The following is a 16,407-nucleotide window of genomic DNA, read 5'->3' as shown; positions in this document are numbered from 1 at the left end:
TTCGACGGCGGGATCAGCGGCTCCGCGATCTCCCACAGCCCGTCCGGAACAATCCAACTCCACGTACCCCGCCCCATGCTGAGCCCAACGACCGACTCACCACATAGGACACGGTCTTAGCCTCTACTCCAAAGAGACAGGCCCTATGGCTGAGCGCCGCAATCTGCAGCGATTCCGCACCGAACAGACCACCTACTCCATCCTCAACCGCGGCATCGAGCGCGAGGTACTGCCCGTGGCCGAGCGGTACGGCATGGGCGTGATGGTCTGGAGCCCGATGGCCGGGGGCCTGCTCACCGGCCGCTACCGCAAGGGCCAGACCACCGACTCCAAGCGCGCCAGCTTCGGCTTCAAGCACCTGAGCGACGAACGCCGCCTGGACGTGGTCGAACAGCTCATCCCGCTCGCCGAGGAGGCCGGGATCAAGATGGCCCACCTGGCCGTCGCCTTCACCATCGCCCACCCCGGCTCTGATCGGCCCGCGCACCATGAACCACCTCCAGGACCTCCTGGACGGCGTGGACACCACCCTGTCCGACGACCTCCTCGACAAGATCAACGAGATCGTCCCGCCCGGCACCGACGTCGGCGCCCTCGACATGGCCTACAACACCCCGGCCATCACCGAGACCGCCCTGCGCCGCCCCACCACCACCCGCAGCGCCGTCTGACCCCCTCCCCGGGGCGGGCCAACCGCGGCCCACCCCCGGGCGCCTGCGAATTGCGGGTGCGGCGAGCGAGGAGACGAAAGCAGCGGCCAGCTCGTTCGGGGCCCTGCACACTGGAGCTCGCGCACTGCAGCTATGGAGCACCGAGCACGGGCTTCGCCTGCGCCGGTCACCCGAGAGGGCCAGCGCGGCTCTGGCAGTGCATGTGCATGCCGCGCGACCGCTCAGGCTCGTCGGGCTACCGTCGGTGAGGGAGTTCGGTGGCCACGGCGCGGGTGATCGTCCGGGCCACAGCGACCACGGCGGGGATGTGCACGACCGGCTGGCTTTGCTCGTGGGGGGGGGTGATGACCGAAACCGCCGCGATGGCGGTGTGTTGCCGATCGAATATCGGTGCGGCGACCCCGGGCCGGCCCCGGTCAAGGGCAGGAGCCCGAACTGCCCAGCGAACTGGTCATTGGCGCGGGCTGCAGCTGCCCTCCGATGGTGATGAGAAGACTCCGCACGGGGCGGCTTCGGATTCATGCGGTCACAGTGGGCGTGGCGTCGTGGTCGTGCGTACGAGATCGAAGGACTGGTCGTAGAGGGCGACCACGTCGGCTTCGCCGTGGTGGTCCTTGACCCAAGTGCCGAACGCGGCGTCGGCACAGGCGAAGGAGACGGCGATGACGGTGCGGGCCGCGTGACCGGCCTGGTCCGGTTCTCTGCCTTGATCGAGCAGGCGCTCGCGAATGATGGGCATGAGGGAGACCATCCAGCGCAGACGCTTTTGCGCGTAACTGGCGTGCAGCGCGGGGGTGCTGAAGATGAGCGTGCTGATGCGTAGCGTCTGCTCCAGCGAATGATTGGCGGTCAGGACCGCGACGAAGCTTTCGCGCAGGACTTGCCAAACGGGCATCTCGCTGGGCTGTTCGGCGGCCAGGCGCATGAACAATTCACCCAGCTCGTCCTGCTCTCCGCAGACCAGCTCTTCCTTCGTGCCGAAGTAGCGGAAGAGCGTGCGCGAGGAGACTCCGGCCTCTTCTGCGATCTGCGCGATGGTCGTTTCTTCGTATCCCTGTGCCGTGAACAGTCTGAGCGCGGCTTCCTTGATCTCCTCACGCGCCAACTGGCGCGACCGCTCCCAGATCGACGGCGTCGGGGTGTTAGTGCTGCTCCTCATACACCCACCTTAGTTCAGTGTGTCAACCTGGCAGCTCAGTCCAACCTGGCGGCCTCTGCCAGGTTGGTGTAGTGTGCCTAGTAGAGCAAAACGGACATCTTTGCGGCGGATGCAGAGGCGACCTCGATACGTACGCCAGCCCCTGCGGGCACCTGAAGCATCCGTCCCTCTGAAGAGAAGGACTCTCGCTATGACCACCCCTTTCACTCCTGTCACGAATCGGCTCTCTCCTGCGTTCGCTGGGGAACCGCGCGGTCTGTTCATTGATGGAACGGAGCGGCCTGCCGCCGACGGTGCAGTCGTGGCTTCCGTCGACCCGATGACGGGTGCCGAGGTGACCACGGTGGCGGTAGCTGGGCGCGTGGACGTCGATGCCGCCGTGGCTGCTGCGCGTCGTGCCTTCGAAGACCCTGCCTGGGCGGCTATCAGCCCCGACGAGCGCAGCCGTGTGCTGTACCAGATCGCCGAGGTCATCGAGTCGCACGCCGACGAGCTGGCCACTCTGGACTCCCTGGAAATGGGAGGTCCGGTGTCGCTGACGCGATGGATGGTCGATCACACCGTCGAGGTCTACCGTCACTATGCGGGCTGGCCGACCCGGATCTACGGAGCCACCGCCCCCTCGGCCCCCGGCCAGCTGCAGTACACCAGGCGCTCCCCGCTGGGTGTGGTTGCCGCGGTCGCCGGCTGGAACGGTCCTCTCCTGCAGATGGGCTACAAGATCGCCCCTGCGCTGGCCACCGGGAACACGGTCGTCGCCAAGCCTTCGGAGCAGACCTCACTGAGCGTGCTGCGCATGGCGGAGCTCGTCCATGAGCACACCGACCTTCCCGACGGCGTCCTCAACGTCATCACCGGTCCGGGGCGCAGTACGGGCGAGGCCCTCATCACCCACCCGGACGTCAACAAGATCAGCTTCACCGGGTCCACCGCCGTGGGCAAGCACGTCCTGGAGACCTCCGCCCTCGACTTCAAGCGCGTCACCCTCGAACTGGGCGGCAAGTCGCCGTTCATCGTCTTCGAAGACGCGGACCTGGAGGCCGCCGCGGCAGCCTCCGCCCTTGCCTTCTCCGCCGGCAGCGGCCAGGGCTGCGTGGCCGGAACCCGCGTACTGGTCCAGGAGTCCGTGCGCGAGGAGTTCACCCGCCTCCTGGCCGCCAACATGGCCAAGGTCCCGATGGGTGACCCCTTCGACCCGCAGGTCCTCATGGGCCCCCTGGCCTCTCGTGGTCACTACGAGAAGGTCGCCGGCTACATCGACCTGGCCCGCAAGGAGGGCGGCGAGATCATCGGCAACCCCCACGACGACACCGATGACCTCTTCGTCGGCCCCACCCTGGTCACCGGACTCGACAACACCTCGCGCATCGCCCGGGAAGAGATCTTCGGCCCCGTTGCCATCCTGCTGCCGTTCAGCGACCTGGACGAGGCGGTGCACATCGCCAACGACACCATCTATGGCCTGGCCGCCACCGTGTTCACCACCAACCTCAGCCGCGCCCACACCATGGCCGACCGCCTCCAGGCCGGAACCGTGTGGATCAACACCGTCAACCAGATGAGCAGTGGCCCCCTGCCCTTCGGCGGATTCAAGCAGTCCGGCCTCGGACGCGAACACGGCACCGACGTCATCGACGCCTACACCGAGACCAAAGCCATCGTCGTCAACCTCTGACGCTCTCCAAGCTCAGCGGGGCTTCTGGTCACGGCACCGGCCCACCGCATTGCCGACAAGCCTGATCAGAAGCCCCGCTGCTTCAGCGCCGAGACTGGTCCCCTTCGGCGGGTTCAAGCAGCCCGGCATCGGACGCGGGCACGGCACCGACGTCCTGGATGCCTTCGCCGAGACCAAGACCGTCATGATCCAGCTTTGACCAACCCCCGCGCGCCATCGAGTAGGGCCGCCCGGCCCCATACATGGCGGACACCTGGCAGATACCCCCCGGCCGTGGAGCCCGAGAGCCGCACACACCGACCCACGCGCGGACCCGCGCCGCCCCGGCGAAGACGACCAAGGAGAACGATCCCCATGAGGAACATCAGCGGATGGGCCGCCCACCACCAAAACGGCCCTCTGGAACCCTGGAACTTCACCCGCCGTGACCTGCTCCCCGACGACGTCGCCGTACGCGTCGACTACTGCGGCGTCTGCTCCAGCGACATCTCGGCCATCCGCCACGGCAACACCTTCCCCCTCGTGCCCGGGCACGAGATGACCGGCGAAATCATCGAGGTCGGCAGCGCCGTGACGGACTTCAAGGCCGGCGACAAGGTGGCGGTGGGCAACATCATCGACTCCTGCGGCACCTGCCCGCCCTGCCGTGCCGGCCGGGAGAACTGGTGCGAGCACTTCCCGACCCTCACCTACGGAAACACCGACCCCAAGGACGGGCTCCTCACCCGCGGCGGCTACTCCTCGCAGTACGTCCTGCCCGCCAAGTTCACCTACCACCTGCCCGAAGGTCTCGACCCAGCCGGCGCCGCGCCCCTGATGTGCGCCGGCATCACCACCTACTCGCCGATGAAACGCTGGGGCGTCGGCCCCGGAAAGACGGTCGGCGTCGTGGGCATGGGAGGGCTCGGCCACATCGCCCTCAAAATCGCCCACGCGCTGGGCGCCGAGGTCGTGCAGTTCACCCGCACCATGGACAAGGCCGACGAGGCCCGGTCGCTCGGCGCCGACGACGTGGTCCTGTCCACCGACGAGAAGCAGATGAACGCGCAGGCCGGCCGCTTCGACTTCATCCTCGACACCGTCGGCGCACCGCACTCCATCGACCCGTACCTGACCGCGCTTGCCATGGACGGAACCCTCTGCCTGGTCGGCATTCCCGAGGGTGACATTGCGGTGAACCCCCTCAGCCTCATCCAGGGCGCCAAGACCCTCGCCGGAGCCGGCAGCGGCGGCACTACCGAGACCCGGGAGATGCTCGACTTCTGCGCCGAGCACGGCATCACCGCCGAAATCGAGCTCATGCGCCCCGACCAGGTCAACCAGGCCCTGGAACGCCTCGCCCGCAACGACGTCCGCTACCGCTTCGTCCTCGACATGACCGGAGCGCGACCGTGACCCCCTTGACCGTAGCCGGCGCCCTCCGCCCGGTCGCGGACCGCAGGCGGGCGCGTGGCTCCACTCGGGGGCCCGCGACCGGCAACCAGCCCCTTCGCAGCACCGCGGTCATCGTCGTCCTCGCGGCCGCTGGCGTCCTGGTCGCCGCGATGCACACCCTGATCGTCCCGCTTGTGCCCGAGCTGCCGGAATTGCTGCACACGTCGCCGGTCAACGCCTCCTGGGCGATCACTGCGACCCTGCTCGGTGCATCCGTCGCCGTCCCCGTCGGGGGACGGCTCGGTGACCTGTACGGCAAAAGGCGAATACTGCTGATCAGCATGGCCTTCCTGGTCACCGGCTCCGTGCTCGGCGCGCTGGCCGGTTCCCTTCCCCTCATGGTCGCCAGCAGGACCCTCCAGGGGATCGGTACGGGGGCCATCCCCCTCGGTATCAGCCTCATGCGCGAGGTCCTGCCGGCTCACCGCCTGGGCTCCGGCGTCGCTGTGATGAGCTCCTCCCTCGGCGTCGGAGCGGCGGTCGGACTGCCGCTGTCCGCCGCCGTGGCACAGCAAGCGGACTGGCACACCCTGTTCTGGGTGTCGGCGGTCCTGGGCCTGGCGGTCGGTCTGCTAATCCTGTGGATCGTTCCCGCGTCCTCGCCGGGAACCAGGGCGCGCTTCGACGCCGTCGGAGCACTTGGTCTGGCCGCGGGACTCGTGTCCCTGCTCCTGGCCGTGTCGCTGGCCGGCGCGCGCGGGTGGGGCAGCGGGGCGACACTCGGCCTGCTGGCCGTCTCCGCCACCGTCCTCGCCCTGTGGGCCTGGTGGGAACTACGCGACAGTTCCCCTCTGGTCGACCTCCGCGCGAGCGCGCGACGACCCGTCCTGATGACGAACCTCGCCTCGGTGATGACCGGCTTCGCCATGTACGCCCAGGCCCTGGCAGCGCCGCAACTCCTCCACCTGCCGGTGTCATCCGGACACGGACTGGGCCGGTCCATGGTCGAGACAGGGCTGTGGCTGGCCCCCGCCGGTCTGGCGATGATGGCGATGTCGCCGCTGGCCGCCCGGCTCTCGGCCGCCAAGGGGCCCAGGACCACCCTGGTCACCGGAACCGTCGTCGTCGCCGTCGGCTATGGGACTTTGGCCTTCCGGATGGGCAGCACCTGGGACATCCTGGTGTTCACCACGGTCATCGGTGCGGGCGTGAGTTTCGCCTACGCGGCGATGCCGACCCTGATCATGGAACAGACCCCCGCATCCGCGTCAGCGGCCGCCAATGGCCTCAACAGCCTGGCCCGCTCCATGGGGACCGCCTTCGCGGGCGCCGTCACGGGGGTGATCCTGGCCGGCCCGGCCACCGGACCCTCCGCCGTACCGTCCGAGGGCGACTTCCGCATCGTGTTCCTCCTGGGTATGGCCGCCGCACTGCTCGCAGCGGTGTGCGGAACCGCCATCCCCACACACCGCACCTCCGCGGACAGTAAACGAAACGGTTTGTTTAAGGTGAGGCCATGAAGACCGGCCAGATCACCAGCGCGGGCGAGGCGTCTCGGCGGCGTCTGCTCGGCGCGGCGACGACCGAGGCGGACGCCGTCGACACCGTACGGGGCCTCGTCGCCCGCGGTCTGGGCATCGAGCTCCTGCCGCACGGCGGCACCCGGCATCCCGGCATGATCGAGCTGCCCCTGCACGGCGCCTCGCAGTGCCTCGCTACCCGCGCTCTCGCCCTGGCCTAGTCCGCCCACCGCATCCAGCCGGCCTCGGTCACCCTCATTCGCGAGTTCGCCGCCGGGCACCTCGCCGACACTGCTCTATGACGCGGCCCTGTCGGGCGAAGCGACAATGAGCTACTTGTCGCGCAGGGTGTCCACCAAGGACCTGATCGCCTGGTCAGTGGACTCGGCCATGTCCACCGCGTCGGGATCGAGTAGCCATTGCACCTGCAGTCCGTCCATGACGGCGATGATGGCGTTCGCGGCGGCGCTCACGTTCACGTCGTCGCGTACCTCGCCCAGTTCGCAGGCCTCTGTCAGGGCCTCGGTGACGAAGGTCCGCAGGCCTGCGTAGCGGTTGCGGAAGTAGCCCCGGGCGGGGTGGTCGTCCGTGACGCTTTCCGCGGAGAGCACGGCGTAGAGCCGCACGATGCCTTCGCGCTCGGCGTTGTGGCGGGTGGTGTCCACCAGATGCTTGAGGAAGGCGAGGCCGCGCGGGCGTTCAGGGCCGAGCTCGGCGATGTCGGTCGCATCGCGCAGGTCCAGCACCTCGGTCAGGAGGTTGGCCTTGGACCGGAAGTAGTGCAGGACTCCGGCCTGGGTCAGGCCTGCGCGGTCGGCTATCTCGGCGAGGGAGGCCTTGCCGTAGCCGCGGGCCGCGAAGACCTCCATGGCGATCTGAAGGATCTCGTCGTGGCGTTCCTGGGCTGCGGAGCTGCGTCCGCGGCGGCTGCGTGCACCGGTTGGGGATGCGGTCGGCGCCGCCTTGTCCTTGCTCACGCGCTGGAGTCTAGGCCGTGCCTGATCGACGTGAAACAAGTTCCGCGCAACTACTTACTAAGTACTTGGTAAGTGTGTTTCTATGCCGCCCATGACTTCCCCCGCTCCGCATGTCCAGGACACCGAACTGGCCGCCGAGGACGGCGCTGATCTGCTGCGCCGTGTCCGCGCGTTGGACCTTGAGGCCAAGGTGCGGCTGCTCACCGGCGGCGACCTGTGGTCACTGCCCGCCGAGCCGGCGCTCGGCCTTCGCTCCGTGGTCATGTCCGACGGGCCGCAGGGGGTGAGGGGGACCGGCGAGGAGGCAGACCCCACCGGTCTGCTCGCTGCCGCACCGAGCGCCCTCGCCGCCACCTGGGACCGCGACCTCGCCGAACACGTCGGTGCGTTGTTCGCCGCCGAAGCGCGACGCAAGGGCGTGCACGTGCTCCTCGCCCCGCTGGCCAACCTCCAGCGGACCCCGGTCGCCGGGCGCCACTTCGAGTACTGGTCCGAGGATCCGCAGCTCACCGCTGTGATGGCGACCGGCGTCGTACGCGGCCTGCAGGGCGCGAACGTGGCTGCGTGCCTCAAGCATTTCGTTGCCAACGAGTCGGAGACGGACCGCACGCGCTACCGGTCGAAGATCGACGAGCGGACGCTGCGCGAGGTCTATCTCGCCCCCTTCGAGCAGGTGATCGCCGAGGCGCGGCCGTGGAGCATCATGTCCGCCTACTCCGGGCTCGACGACGGAGTGGAGTCCGCGCCGGCAGCCGAGCACCACCGGCTGCTGCGCTCGATCCTCAAAGGAGAGTGGGGATTCGACGGCCCGGTGATCTCCGACTGGGCCTCCGCGCGCACGACCGTTGAAACGGCGCTCGGCGGGCTCGACGTGGTGATGCCCGGACCCGACGGGCCGTGGGGCGACCTCCTCGTCCAGGCCGTACGGGAGGGCCGGGTGCCTGAGGCGCTCGTGGACGACAAGGTCGTACGGGTGCTGAGACTGGCGCGCCGGGTCGGGCAGCTGGCGGGCGGGGCCGCCCCGGACGAGGGGGCTGCCGTCACCGCACGGCCGTCGAGCAACTCGTACGCCTTGCTGCGGCAGGTCGCCGCGCAGTCGGTTGTGGTCCTGCGCGACGAGGCGAAATTGCTGCCCTTGCCGAATGTACGGTCCATCGCGCTCATCGGCCCCAACGCCGTACGCCCCTACCTTCAGGGCGGCGGAAGCGCCTACGTTCCCACCGCGCGGACGGTCGGATACGAGGAGGGGCTGCGTGCGGCGCTCCCCGCCGATGTCACGCTCTCGGTGCACCGTGGCGGTGACGCGCGGATGCTGCCGCCCTTCATTGACGGGGCGTACGCCGAGGACCCGCACGGTGACGGGCTGGGTATCCGGGCCGACTTCCTTGACAAGGACGGCACGCGGATCGGCACCGTGCTGCGGCCGACCGGCGACTGGGGCGGATTTGAAGCGTTCCCGGCCGATACGCATCGCGTGACCCTGCGCACGCGGCTCGTCCTCACCGAACCCGGCCTGCACCGCCTTGAGTTCGGGTGCGCGGGCCGTCACCGTTTCGCGGTCGACGGCATTCTTGTCTCGTATGAGGATGCCGAGCGCGGTGTGGACATGGTCCTCGACTCCAGCCACAGCCGTCCCAGGACCCACGGTGTCGACATCACCGTCGAGGAGGGGCAAGCACCGCTGCAGGTGCGTGTCACGGCCGATCTCACCGTGGTCGACGCCGCCGGGTACGGACGGTTCATCAGCGCCCACCTGCGACACCGGAGGCCCGGACCGAGCGCGGCGGACGAGATCGCCGAGGCGGTGCGCGCGGCCGAGAGCGCAGACGTCGCGGTGGTGATCGTCGGGACGAACGAGGAGGTCGAGTCGGAGGGCTGGGACCGCACAGGGCTTCAACTGCCGGGGCATCAGGACGAACTGGTGCGGGCCGTGGTCGCGGCCAACCCTCGTACCGTCGTGGTCGTGAACGCGGGAGCCCCGGTGCTGCTGCCCTGGGCCGAACAAGTGCCCACCCTGCTGTGGGGCTGGCTGCCGGGGCAGGAGGCAGGGCACGCACTCGCCGACGTCCTCACCGGCCGCACCGAACCGGCCGGCCGGCTGCCCTGGACGCTGCCCGCCCGCGCCGAGGACGTCCCCGCCCCCCACGCACGGCCCACGAACGGTGTCGTCGCATACCAAGAAGGGCTGTACATCGGGTATCGCGCCTGGGACCGCGCGGGCCTGCGTCCTGCCTACCCCTTCGGGCACGGCCTGGGGTGGAGCACCTGGAGCTACGAGTCCCTCGTGGTCCATCAAGCTCCCGTCTCCGGTGAACTGTCCGGCCCCGCTACCGGAGCCGGAGACGGGCTGAATCTCACCGTCGAGGTCGTCAACACGGGATCACGCCCCGCGCGTGAAGTCGTCCAGGTGTACCTCGAACCGCCCGCGGACGGGGAGCTGGACCGCCCCGTCCGCACCCTTGCCGGATTCGCGGTGGTTAAGGCGGGGCCCGGTGAGCGGACGACCGCCGACGTGCACATCAGGCAGCGCGCCTTGCAGATCTGGGACCCGCAGGCCAGCCAGTGGCGTACGCCGCCGGGGCGCTACCGGCTGCTCACGGGACGCTCCAGCCGGGATCTGCGCCGCATCACAGAGATCACTGTCACCTGAACTGCGCGAAGGTCGCCGCACGCGCGGCCCCCATCTGACGGCATGTTCCCACCTCACTTTCGTGTACCAGAGCACTCTCAAGGAGCCGACACCATGCGCCACTTCAAGCGCACCACAGTGATCGCGGCGGGCGTTGCCGTCGCCCTGCTCGCCACCGGATGCGGCCGCGGCGATGAAGGCGCCGGCGGCAAGGACGCGCCCGCCAGCCTCGGAGACGGCCCCGCCAAGGGCAAGGTCACGATGTGGAAGATGGGCGACGACGAGACGGAGGCGAAATCCCTCAAAGCCCTGGCCGCCGAGTTCGAGAAGCAGAACCCGGACGTCGACGTCCGCATCACGGCAGTGCCCTGGGACGCCGCACACGAGAAGCTGACCACCGCCATCGCCGGCGGCAACACCCCGGACCTGGCGCAGATCGGCTCCACCTGGCTCTCCGAATTCGCCTCCATGAAGGGCCTGCAGGCCACGCCCAAGGCGTTCCAGGCCGGGGACTTCTTCGACGGCCAGTGGGACACCACCCTCTACAAGGGCACCTCCTACGGCGTGCCCTTCACCGGCGACACGTCCGTCGTCTACTACCGCACGGACGCGCTGAAGAACGCAGGTCTCGACGGCACCCCGGGCGCCGACTGGGACACCTTCTACCAGGACATGAAGAAGCTCCAGGCCACCGCCAAGAAGGACAACCCCAAGCTGCGCAGCTCCTTCGGCCTGCAGACCGGCTTCAACGCCTGGCTGTTCTGGCTGCCGCTGGTCTGGCAGGCAGACGGCGACATCTACGACCCGCAGACGAAGAAGTTCACCTTCGATTCGCCCGAGGTAAAGGAGGCGCTCGAGTACTACGCGCGGTTCTTCGAGGAGGGCATGGCCCCGACCGACAAGTCGGACCAGGCGCAGGGCTTCACCGACGGTGTGCTCGGCGCGCTGCAGCAGTCCACGAGCATCGGCGCCAACCTGCACCGCAACTCGCCCGAGCTGGACAGTAAGTGGGCCACCATGCCGCTGCCCAAGGGCAAGCAGAGCGCGGGCCTTGCGGGCGGTATCGAGCTGTCCGTGTTCAAGGAGGCAAAGAACTCCGACGCGGCCTGGAAGTTCATCAAGTTCCTGAGCGAGCCGAAGAACCTGGCCACCTTTGGCGAGGCCACCAACCAGCTGCCGGCCGCGAAGGGGGCCTGGAAGGACAAGAGGCTGGCCGGTGACGAGAAGCTCAAGGCCTTCGCCGAGCAGCTGGAGGTCACCAAGGCGCCCCCGGCCATCACCACCTGGCAGCAGATCGCCGAGGTGATCGACAAGGAGCTGGAGAAGCTGGCCTTCGGCAAGGCCACGCCCGAGCAGGTGCAAAAGACGCTGCAGGAGAAGGCAACGAGCGTCGGAGCGGGGCGCTGACCGGCATGGCCCTCCTGCCCACGCGTGAACGGGCACGCACCACACCCCCCGTACCGTCAAAGGCGGCGGGCGGGCGGCGTGCGACGGCGCGCGGGCGCCAGGCACCCACGGCCTGGCTGCTCGCCGCACCGTTCCTGATGCTGTTCCTCGCCTTCATGCTGCTGCCGCTGGCGTGGTCCCTGGTGATGAGCCTGACCGACACCAAGAGCGCCGATCTGCGCACTCCGCTCGCGGTCGGGTTCGTGGGGCTGGACAACTTCGTCAAGCTGTTCGAGGACCCGGTCTTCCTCAAAGCCCTCGGCAATACCGCGATCTTCGTGCTCGTGGGACTGCCGCTGACCCTCGCAGCCGGCCTCGCGGTCGCCGTGTTCCTCGACCGCGGCATCCGCCGATTCCGGTCGGTGTTCCGGGTGGGCTTCTACCTGCCGGTGGTCACCAGCGTGGTCGCGGTCGCCGTCATCTGGAAGACGCTGCTCGAACCACGGGCCGGACTGGTGAACACGGTGCTTGCCTGGTTCGGGATCGACGGGCCCGCGTGGCTGGCCGACACCCGCACCGCGCTGCCCGTGATGATCGCGATGGCGGTCTGGCGGAACCTGGGCACCGTCATGGTGATCATGCTGGCCGGTCTGCAGTCCATCCCGAACTCCCTGATCGAGGCCGCCGAACTGGACGGCGCCGGACCCTGGAAGCGGTTCTGGCACATCGTCCTGCCGCTGCTGCGACCGGCCATGCTGCTGACCTCGGTGATGCTCGGCATCTGGTATCTGCAGTTCTTCGACGAGCCGTTCGTGATGACCCAGGGCGGCCCGCTGGACTCAACCGTGTCGGCGACGTTCTACGCCTACCGGCAGTTCGGCTTCGGCAACTACGACCTCGCCGCCGCCGCGGGCTACGTCGTCTTCATACTGATCGCGGCGCTCACCGCCCTGCAGTTCCGCTTGCTGAAGGACGACAAGTGATGACCGCCACCGACAACATTGAGGTCCCCTCGGCCGGCCCATCGACCATCCCTGCGGCCGTACGCAGGAAGCGGCGCCGCAGAGAGAAGTGGGGCACTCCCTGGCTGTATCTGCCGCTGTCGGGAGCCCTGGTCTTGATGGTGGTGCCGTTCCTGTGGATGCTGTCCGGCTCCCTCAAGCCGGAGGCGGAGATCCGCCGGGTGCCACCGACCCTGATCCCGTCGAACCTGACGGCCGTCAACTACTCGGAGCTCTTCGGGAAGCTGGACTTCCTGGCGATGTTCGTGAACTCGGTGGCGGTCGCCGCCGCCGTCACCGCAGGCAACCTGGTGTTCTGCTCGATGCTCGGCTACGCCCTGGCCAAGCTCGAATTCCGCGGCAGGCAGGCCGTGTTCGTCCTGGTCATCTCCACCCTGATGGTGCCCGCGCTCGTCACATTCGTACCGCTGTACGTGCTGATGACCAACCTCGGCATGACGGACTCCCTGCTCGGCCTGATCCTGCCGTTCCTCGCCACGCCCTTCGGGGTGTTCCTGATGCGGCAGTTCATGCAGACGCTGCCGGACGAACTGATCGACGCAGCCCGCGTGGACGGCTGCGGAGAACTGGCGATCTTCTGGCGAGTGATCCTGCCGCTGACCAAGCCCGCCCTGGCCGCGCTCGGGATCTTCAGCTTCCTGGGCTCGTGGAACAACTTCCTGTGGCCGCTGGTCGTCGCACAAAACGAGGAGCAGTACACCCTGCCCGTCGGTCTCGCCCTGATCTCCAGCGGCCAGGACTTCACCCGCTTCGGCGTGCTGCTCGCGGGAGCACTCGTCGTCCTCACCCCGATGGTCGTGGTGTTCCTGCTGTTCCAGCGCCACTTCATCGCGGGCATCGCGACCACCGGCCTCAAATAGCCCGACACACCCATCTCACGCAGCCGGAGCCGGTCCACCGCAGGCCGGTCATCTCACAGAGAGAGGAGGTCGTGGCACAACCCGTAAGCGTTCGAACGCCATCGAAGGAGCCGCACGATGAAGGCAAGCGCACCACGTCACACACGGACGAATGCGATGAAGGCAGCCGTCCTGGTCGCCGCCCTCGCCCTCGCCGGCACGGGCACCGCCCACGGAGCAGGAAGCACGAACGCAGGCCACGCCGGCCAGGGCGGACACGGTCGCCACAACGGCCCGAAGTCCGCAGCCGCCGACTCCGCCCACGTCTGGATCACCACGGCGGACGGCACCAGCAAGCTCAAGGACGCCGGCAGCACACCGTTCACGGGCAGCCAGCAGCCGGCGAACGTGGCGATCAACCCCTCCGCCACCGGGCAGCGGTTCACTGGAGCGGGCGCCTCGGTGACCGAGGCCTCCGCCCACCTCATCCAGCAACTCCCGTCCGCGACGAGAAACTCCCTGCTCACCTCGCTCTTCTCGCGCAGCGGGGACGGCATCGGGCTGAACTACCTGCGCCAGCCGCTCGGCAGCAGCGACTTCAACGCCGACCCCGGCTTCACCACGTACGAGGACACCAAGGGGTCCTTCTCGATCGCCAGGGACAAGAAGGAGACCATCCCGGTCATCAAGCAGGCCCAGGCGGTCAACTCCTCGATCCGCTTCATGGGCACCCCCTGGTCGGCGCCCGCCTGGATGAAGACCAGCAACAACCTCAACGGCGGCAAGCTCGACCCCGCCCACTACCAGGACTACGCCGACTACCTCGTCAAGACGATCAAGGCGTACAGCGCCGAGGGAATCAAGCTGACCGACCTCAGCGTCCAGAACGAGCCCGAGTTCGAGACGAGCTACCCCTCGATGGGCATGACCTCGGGTGAACAGGCCGATTTCCTGAAGGTCTTCGACAAGACCCTCACCGCGGGCGGCCTGGGCACCAACCTGCTCGCCTACGACCACAACTGGGACCACCCGAACTATCCGCTCGACGTGTTCAGCAAGACGTCCGGCATTTCCCGGCTGATCGGCGCGGCCTTCCACTGCTACGGCGGCTCCCCGGAGGGACAGCAGCAGATCCGTGACGCCGGCAAGCGGGTGTTCTTCACGGAATGCTCCGGAACGGACTCGGCGGACACCGCCAACACGTTCAAGGACACCCTCAAGTGGCACGCCGAGAACCTGGTCGTGCGGAACATGCGCGCAGGCGGCGAGACGGTCATCAACTGGAACCTCGCCCTCGACCAGAACGGCGGCCCGCACCAGGGCCACTGCGGCACCCGCTGCAACGGCGTCGTCGAGATCGCCGGCAGCACCGTCAAGCGCAACGCCGAGTACTACACCCTCGGCCACCTCGCGAAGTTCGTGGACGTGGGCGCGACCCGCATCGGCTCCACCACGGCCGGCACCGTCCAGAACGTCGCCTTCCAGAACCCGGACGGCGAACGCGTCGTGTACGCCGTCAACACCGGTTCGGCCGCTCAGAAGTTCTCGATCACCGATGCGGGCCGCTCGCTGACGTACACACTGCCCGCGGGCGCGGTGGCGACCTTCACCTGGCAGCCCTGAACCCCCTGGCGGAGCCCGCCCGTCCGGTAACCGTCAGGCGCCGGCCTCCCACCGCAGCGCCTGGCTCCGGACGGGCGGGCTCCGCCCCCATGCATCGCCTGCGTCACTTCATAGGAGTGTCATGTTCCGTGCTACGTCAGCTCTCATCCTTGCGGCCGCCCTCACCTGCACGGCGGGTGTCGCGGTCGCGGGCACGCAGAAATCCCCAGCAGCCCCGGCCCAGATACCCGCGCGGGCGGGGTGGCACACCGCATGGGCCAGCCCGCCGCACAGCCTGGCCCCGGACCCGTTGCGCGACCAGTCCGTCCGCATGATCAGCCACCTCAGCCAGGGCGGCGACGCACTGCGCATCCGCGTGCAGAACACCCTCGGCAAGACCCCGCTCGTCATCGACGCGGCCACCGTCGCCCCGAGCGACGGCAAGAGCGCCACGCTGGAAGGCAAGCCCCAAGCCGTCCGGTTCCACGGCAAGAGCGGCATCGTCGTACCGGCGGGCGGCGAGGCGTGGAGCGACCCGGTCTCCCTGCGGTCCGCCGCGGGCGATGATGTGGCCGTATCGCTGTCGGCGTCAGGTGAGGCGAGCGCCAGCCGCCACGATGCCGCGTTCCGCACCAACTACCTGTCCGCGCCGGGCTCCGGCGACCGGACGTCGGATGCCGGTGCGGACGCGTACACCGAGAAGGTCGAGTCCACCTATCTCGTCAGCGCGGTCGACGTACGCAACAAGAACCTGAAGGGCACCCTCGTCGCGTACGGCAGCTCCGTCGTGGACGGTACCGGCAGCACGAACTGCGGCCCCGGCTGCACCGAACTGGGCAACAACCAGCGGTGGACGGACATCCTGGCGCGGCGCATCCACAAGGAGCTGCCCGCCAACCGCCAGTTCGCCGTCGCCAACGCTGGCATCATCGGCACCACCAGCTACGCCAACTGCCCCGGAACATCACCGTACTTCCAAGGATTCGACTCGTTGGCTCGCCTTGAGCGAGACGTGCTCTCCCTGAACGGGGTCAGGGGTGTCCTCTTCTACTACGGCACCAACGACCTCGCGGCCGGCTGCGACGCCGATCAGGTGATTTCGAGCTACCGCGAAACGTTCAAGCGGCTCCACAAGGCCGGGGTCAAGGTGTATGTCACCCCGATCACCCCGCGCCCCGGCTACAGCGACACCGCCAACCGGGCACGTCATGCCGTGGCGGAGTTCGTACGCAAGGGCGGTGACTGCTCCGGCATGTGCGACGGTGTTCTCGACTTCGACCAGGTGCTGAAGGACCCGGTGAAGCCGAACAGCATCAACCCCGCCTACGACACCGGCGACGGAGTGCACGTGAACGTCGCGGGACAGCAGGCGCTCGCCGACTTCGTCGGGCTGCCCATGGTGACCGGTTCGGCAAGGCACTGACAGCCAACCGTTCTGCAGTCGGCGCCGGGCCCGTATGTGAAGGGGCAGTTCTTGGTGTGAGCGGAAGGGCTTGTGGTGTCACTGCCCTGGGGCGATGCCTGCGGGCAACTGATCCTCGTCAGTCTGGCGT

11 protein-coding genes and 2 pseudogenes are annotated in these 16,407 nt (G+C 68.4%); 11 read left to right on the top strand and 2 right to left on the bottom strand.

Features of this window, described 5'->3' with window-relative positions; genetic code table 11:
- Positions 1-145: 145 nt before the first annotated feature.
- Positions 146-671 (top strand): annotated as a pseudogene (locus ACIRD8_RS36930) (aldo/keto reductase); the annotation flags it as partial.
- 526 nt (positions 672-1,197) lie between these two features.
- Here the strand turns inward: ACIRD8_RS36930 and ACIRD8_RS36925 are convergent.
- Complete coding sequence (locus ACIRD8_RS36925; RefSeq protein WP_404001911.1) at positions 1,198-1,830, bottom strand: TetR/AcrR family transcriptional regulator; 633 nt, start codon at positions 1,828-1,830, stop codon at positions 1,198-1,200.
- Positions 1,831-2,131: 301 nt separating this feature from the next.
- On the opposite strand from ACIRD8_RS36925, the gene ACIRD8_RS36920 reads away from it, so the two are divergent.
- The 4 genes from ACIRD8_RS36920 to ACIRD8_RS36905 all read left to right on the top strand — a co-directional run bounded on the left by ACIRD8_RS36920 (position 2,132) and on the right by ACIRD8_RS36905 (position 6,620).
- Positions 2,132-3,505 (top strand): aldehyde dehydrogenase family protein, encoded by a 1,374-nt coding sequence (locus ACIRD8_RS36920; RefSeq protein WP_404001908.1) that lies wholly within the window; start codon positions 2,132-2,134, stop codon positions 3,503-3,505.
- Positions 3,506-3,859: 354 nt separating this feature from the next.
- The gene (locus ACIRD8_RS36915) at positions 3,860-4,900 is read left to right on the top strand and encodes an NAD(P)-dependent alcohol dehydrogenase (protein WP_404001905.1); all 1,041 of its coding nucleotides are present in this window, start codon (positions 3,860-3,862) and stop codon (positions 4,898-4,900) included.
- Between the two features lie 5 nt (positions 4,901-4,905).
- Entirely contained in the window at positions 4,906-6,399 is a 1,494-nt protein-coding gene (locus ACIRD8_RS36910) for an MFS transporter (protein ID WP_404001902.1), read from the top strand.
- Positions 6,396-6,620 (top strand): hypothetical protein, encoded by a 225-nt coding sequence (locus ACIRD8_RS36905; RefSeq protein WP_404001899.1) that lies wholly within the window; start codon positions 6,396-6,398, stop codon positions 6,618-6,620. Before ACIRD8_RS36910 ends, ACIRD8_RS36905 begins: the two co-directional genes overlap by 4 nt.
- A 111-nt stretch (positions 6,621-6,731) precedes the next feature.
- On the opposite strand, the gene ACIRD8_RS36900 is transcribed toward ACIRD8_RS36905, so the two are convergent.
- Positions 6,732-7,376, bottom strand: a complete 645-nt coding sequence (locus ACIRD8_RS36900; RefSeq protein WP_404001896.1) for a TetR family transcriptional regulator — start codon at positions 7,374-7,376, stop codon at positions 6,732-6,734.
- A 91-nt stretch (positions 7,377-7,467) separates the two neighbouring features.
- Between ACIRD8_RS36900 and ACIRD8_RS36895 the strand changes: the two genes are divergently transcribed.
- The 6 genes and pseudogenes from ACIRD8_RS36895 to ACIRD8_RS36870 all read left to right on the top strand — a co-directional run bounded on the left by ACIRD8_RS36895 (position 7,468) and on the right by ACIRD8_RS36870 (position 16,277).
- On the top strand, positions 7,468-10,026 hold the full coding sequence (locus tag ACIRD8_RS36895) for a beta-glucosidase (RefSeq protein WP_404001893.1): 2,559 nt from the start codon (positions 7,468-7,470) through the stop codon (positions 10,024-10,026).
- Positions 10,027-10,119: 93 nt separating this feature from the next.
- Positions 10,120-11,412: an extracellular solute-binding protein gene (locus ACIRD8_RS36890; protein WP_404001891.1), complete on the top strand. Its 1,293-nt coding sequence runs from the start codon at positions 10,120-10,122 to the stop codon at positions 11,410-11,412.
- 5 nt (positions 11,413-11,417) lie between these two features.
- Positions 11,418-12,374: a carbohydrate ABC transporter permease gene (locus ACIRD8_RS36885; RefSeq protein WP_404001888.1), complete on the top strand. Its 957-nt coding sequence runs from the start codon at positions 11,418-11,420 to the stop codon at positions 12,372-12,374.
- Positions 12,374-13,273 carry a carbohydrate ABC transporter permease gene (locus ACIRD8_RS36880; protein WP_404001885.1) on the top strand — a complete coding sequence of 300 codons (900 nt, stop codon included), beginning with the start codon at positions 12,374-12,376 and terminating at the stop codon, positions 13,271-13,273. The genes ACIRD8_RS36885 and ACIRD8_RS36880 overlap by 1 nt, the downstream gene beginning before the upstream one ends.
- 117 nt (positions 13,274-13,390) lie before the next feature.
- A pseudogene (locus tag ACIRD8_RS36875) lies at positions 13,391-14,866 on the top strand (glycoside hydrolase family 30 beta sandwich domain-containing protein); the annotation flags it as partial.
- Positions 14,867-14,996: 130 nt separating this feature from the next.
- Positions 14,997-16,277 carry a GDSL-type esterase/lipase family protein gene (locus tag ACIRD8_RS36870; protein ID WP_404001882.1) on the top strand — a complete coding sequence of 427 codons (1,281 nt, stop codon included), beginning with the start codon at positions 14,997-14,999 and terminating at the stop codon, positions 16,275-16,277.
- Positions 16,278-16,407 lie beyond the last annotated feature (130 nt).

The sequence above is a fragment of the Streptomyces sp. NPDC102451 genome (assembly GCF_044765485.1).
Lineage (GTDB): Bacteria > Actinomycetota > Actinomycetes > Streptomycetales > Streptomycetaceae > Streptomyces.
The sequence above is the reverse complement of the archived record's forward strand: the minus strand, read 5'-3'. Positions and strand labels throughout refer to the sequence as shown.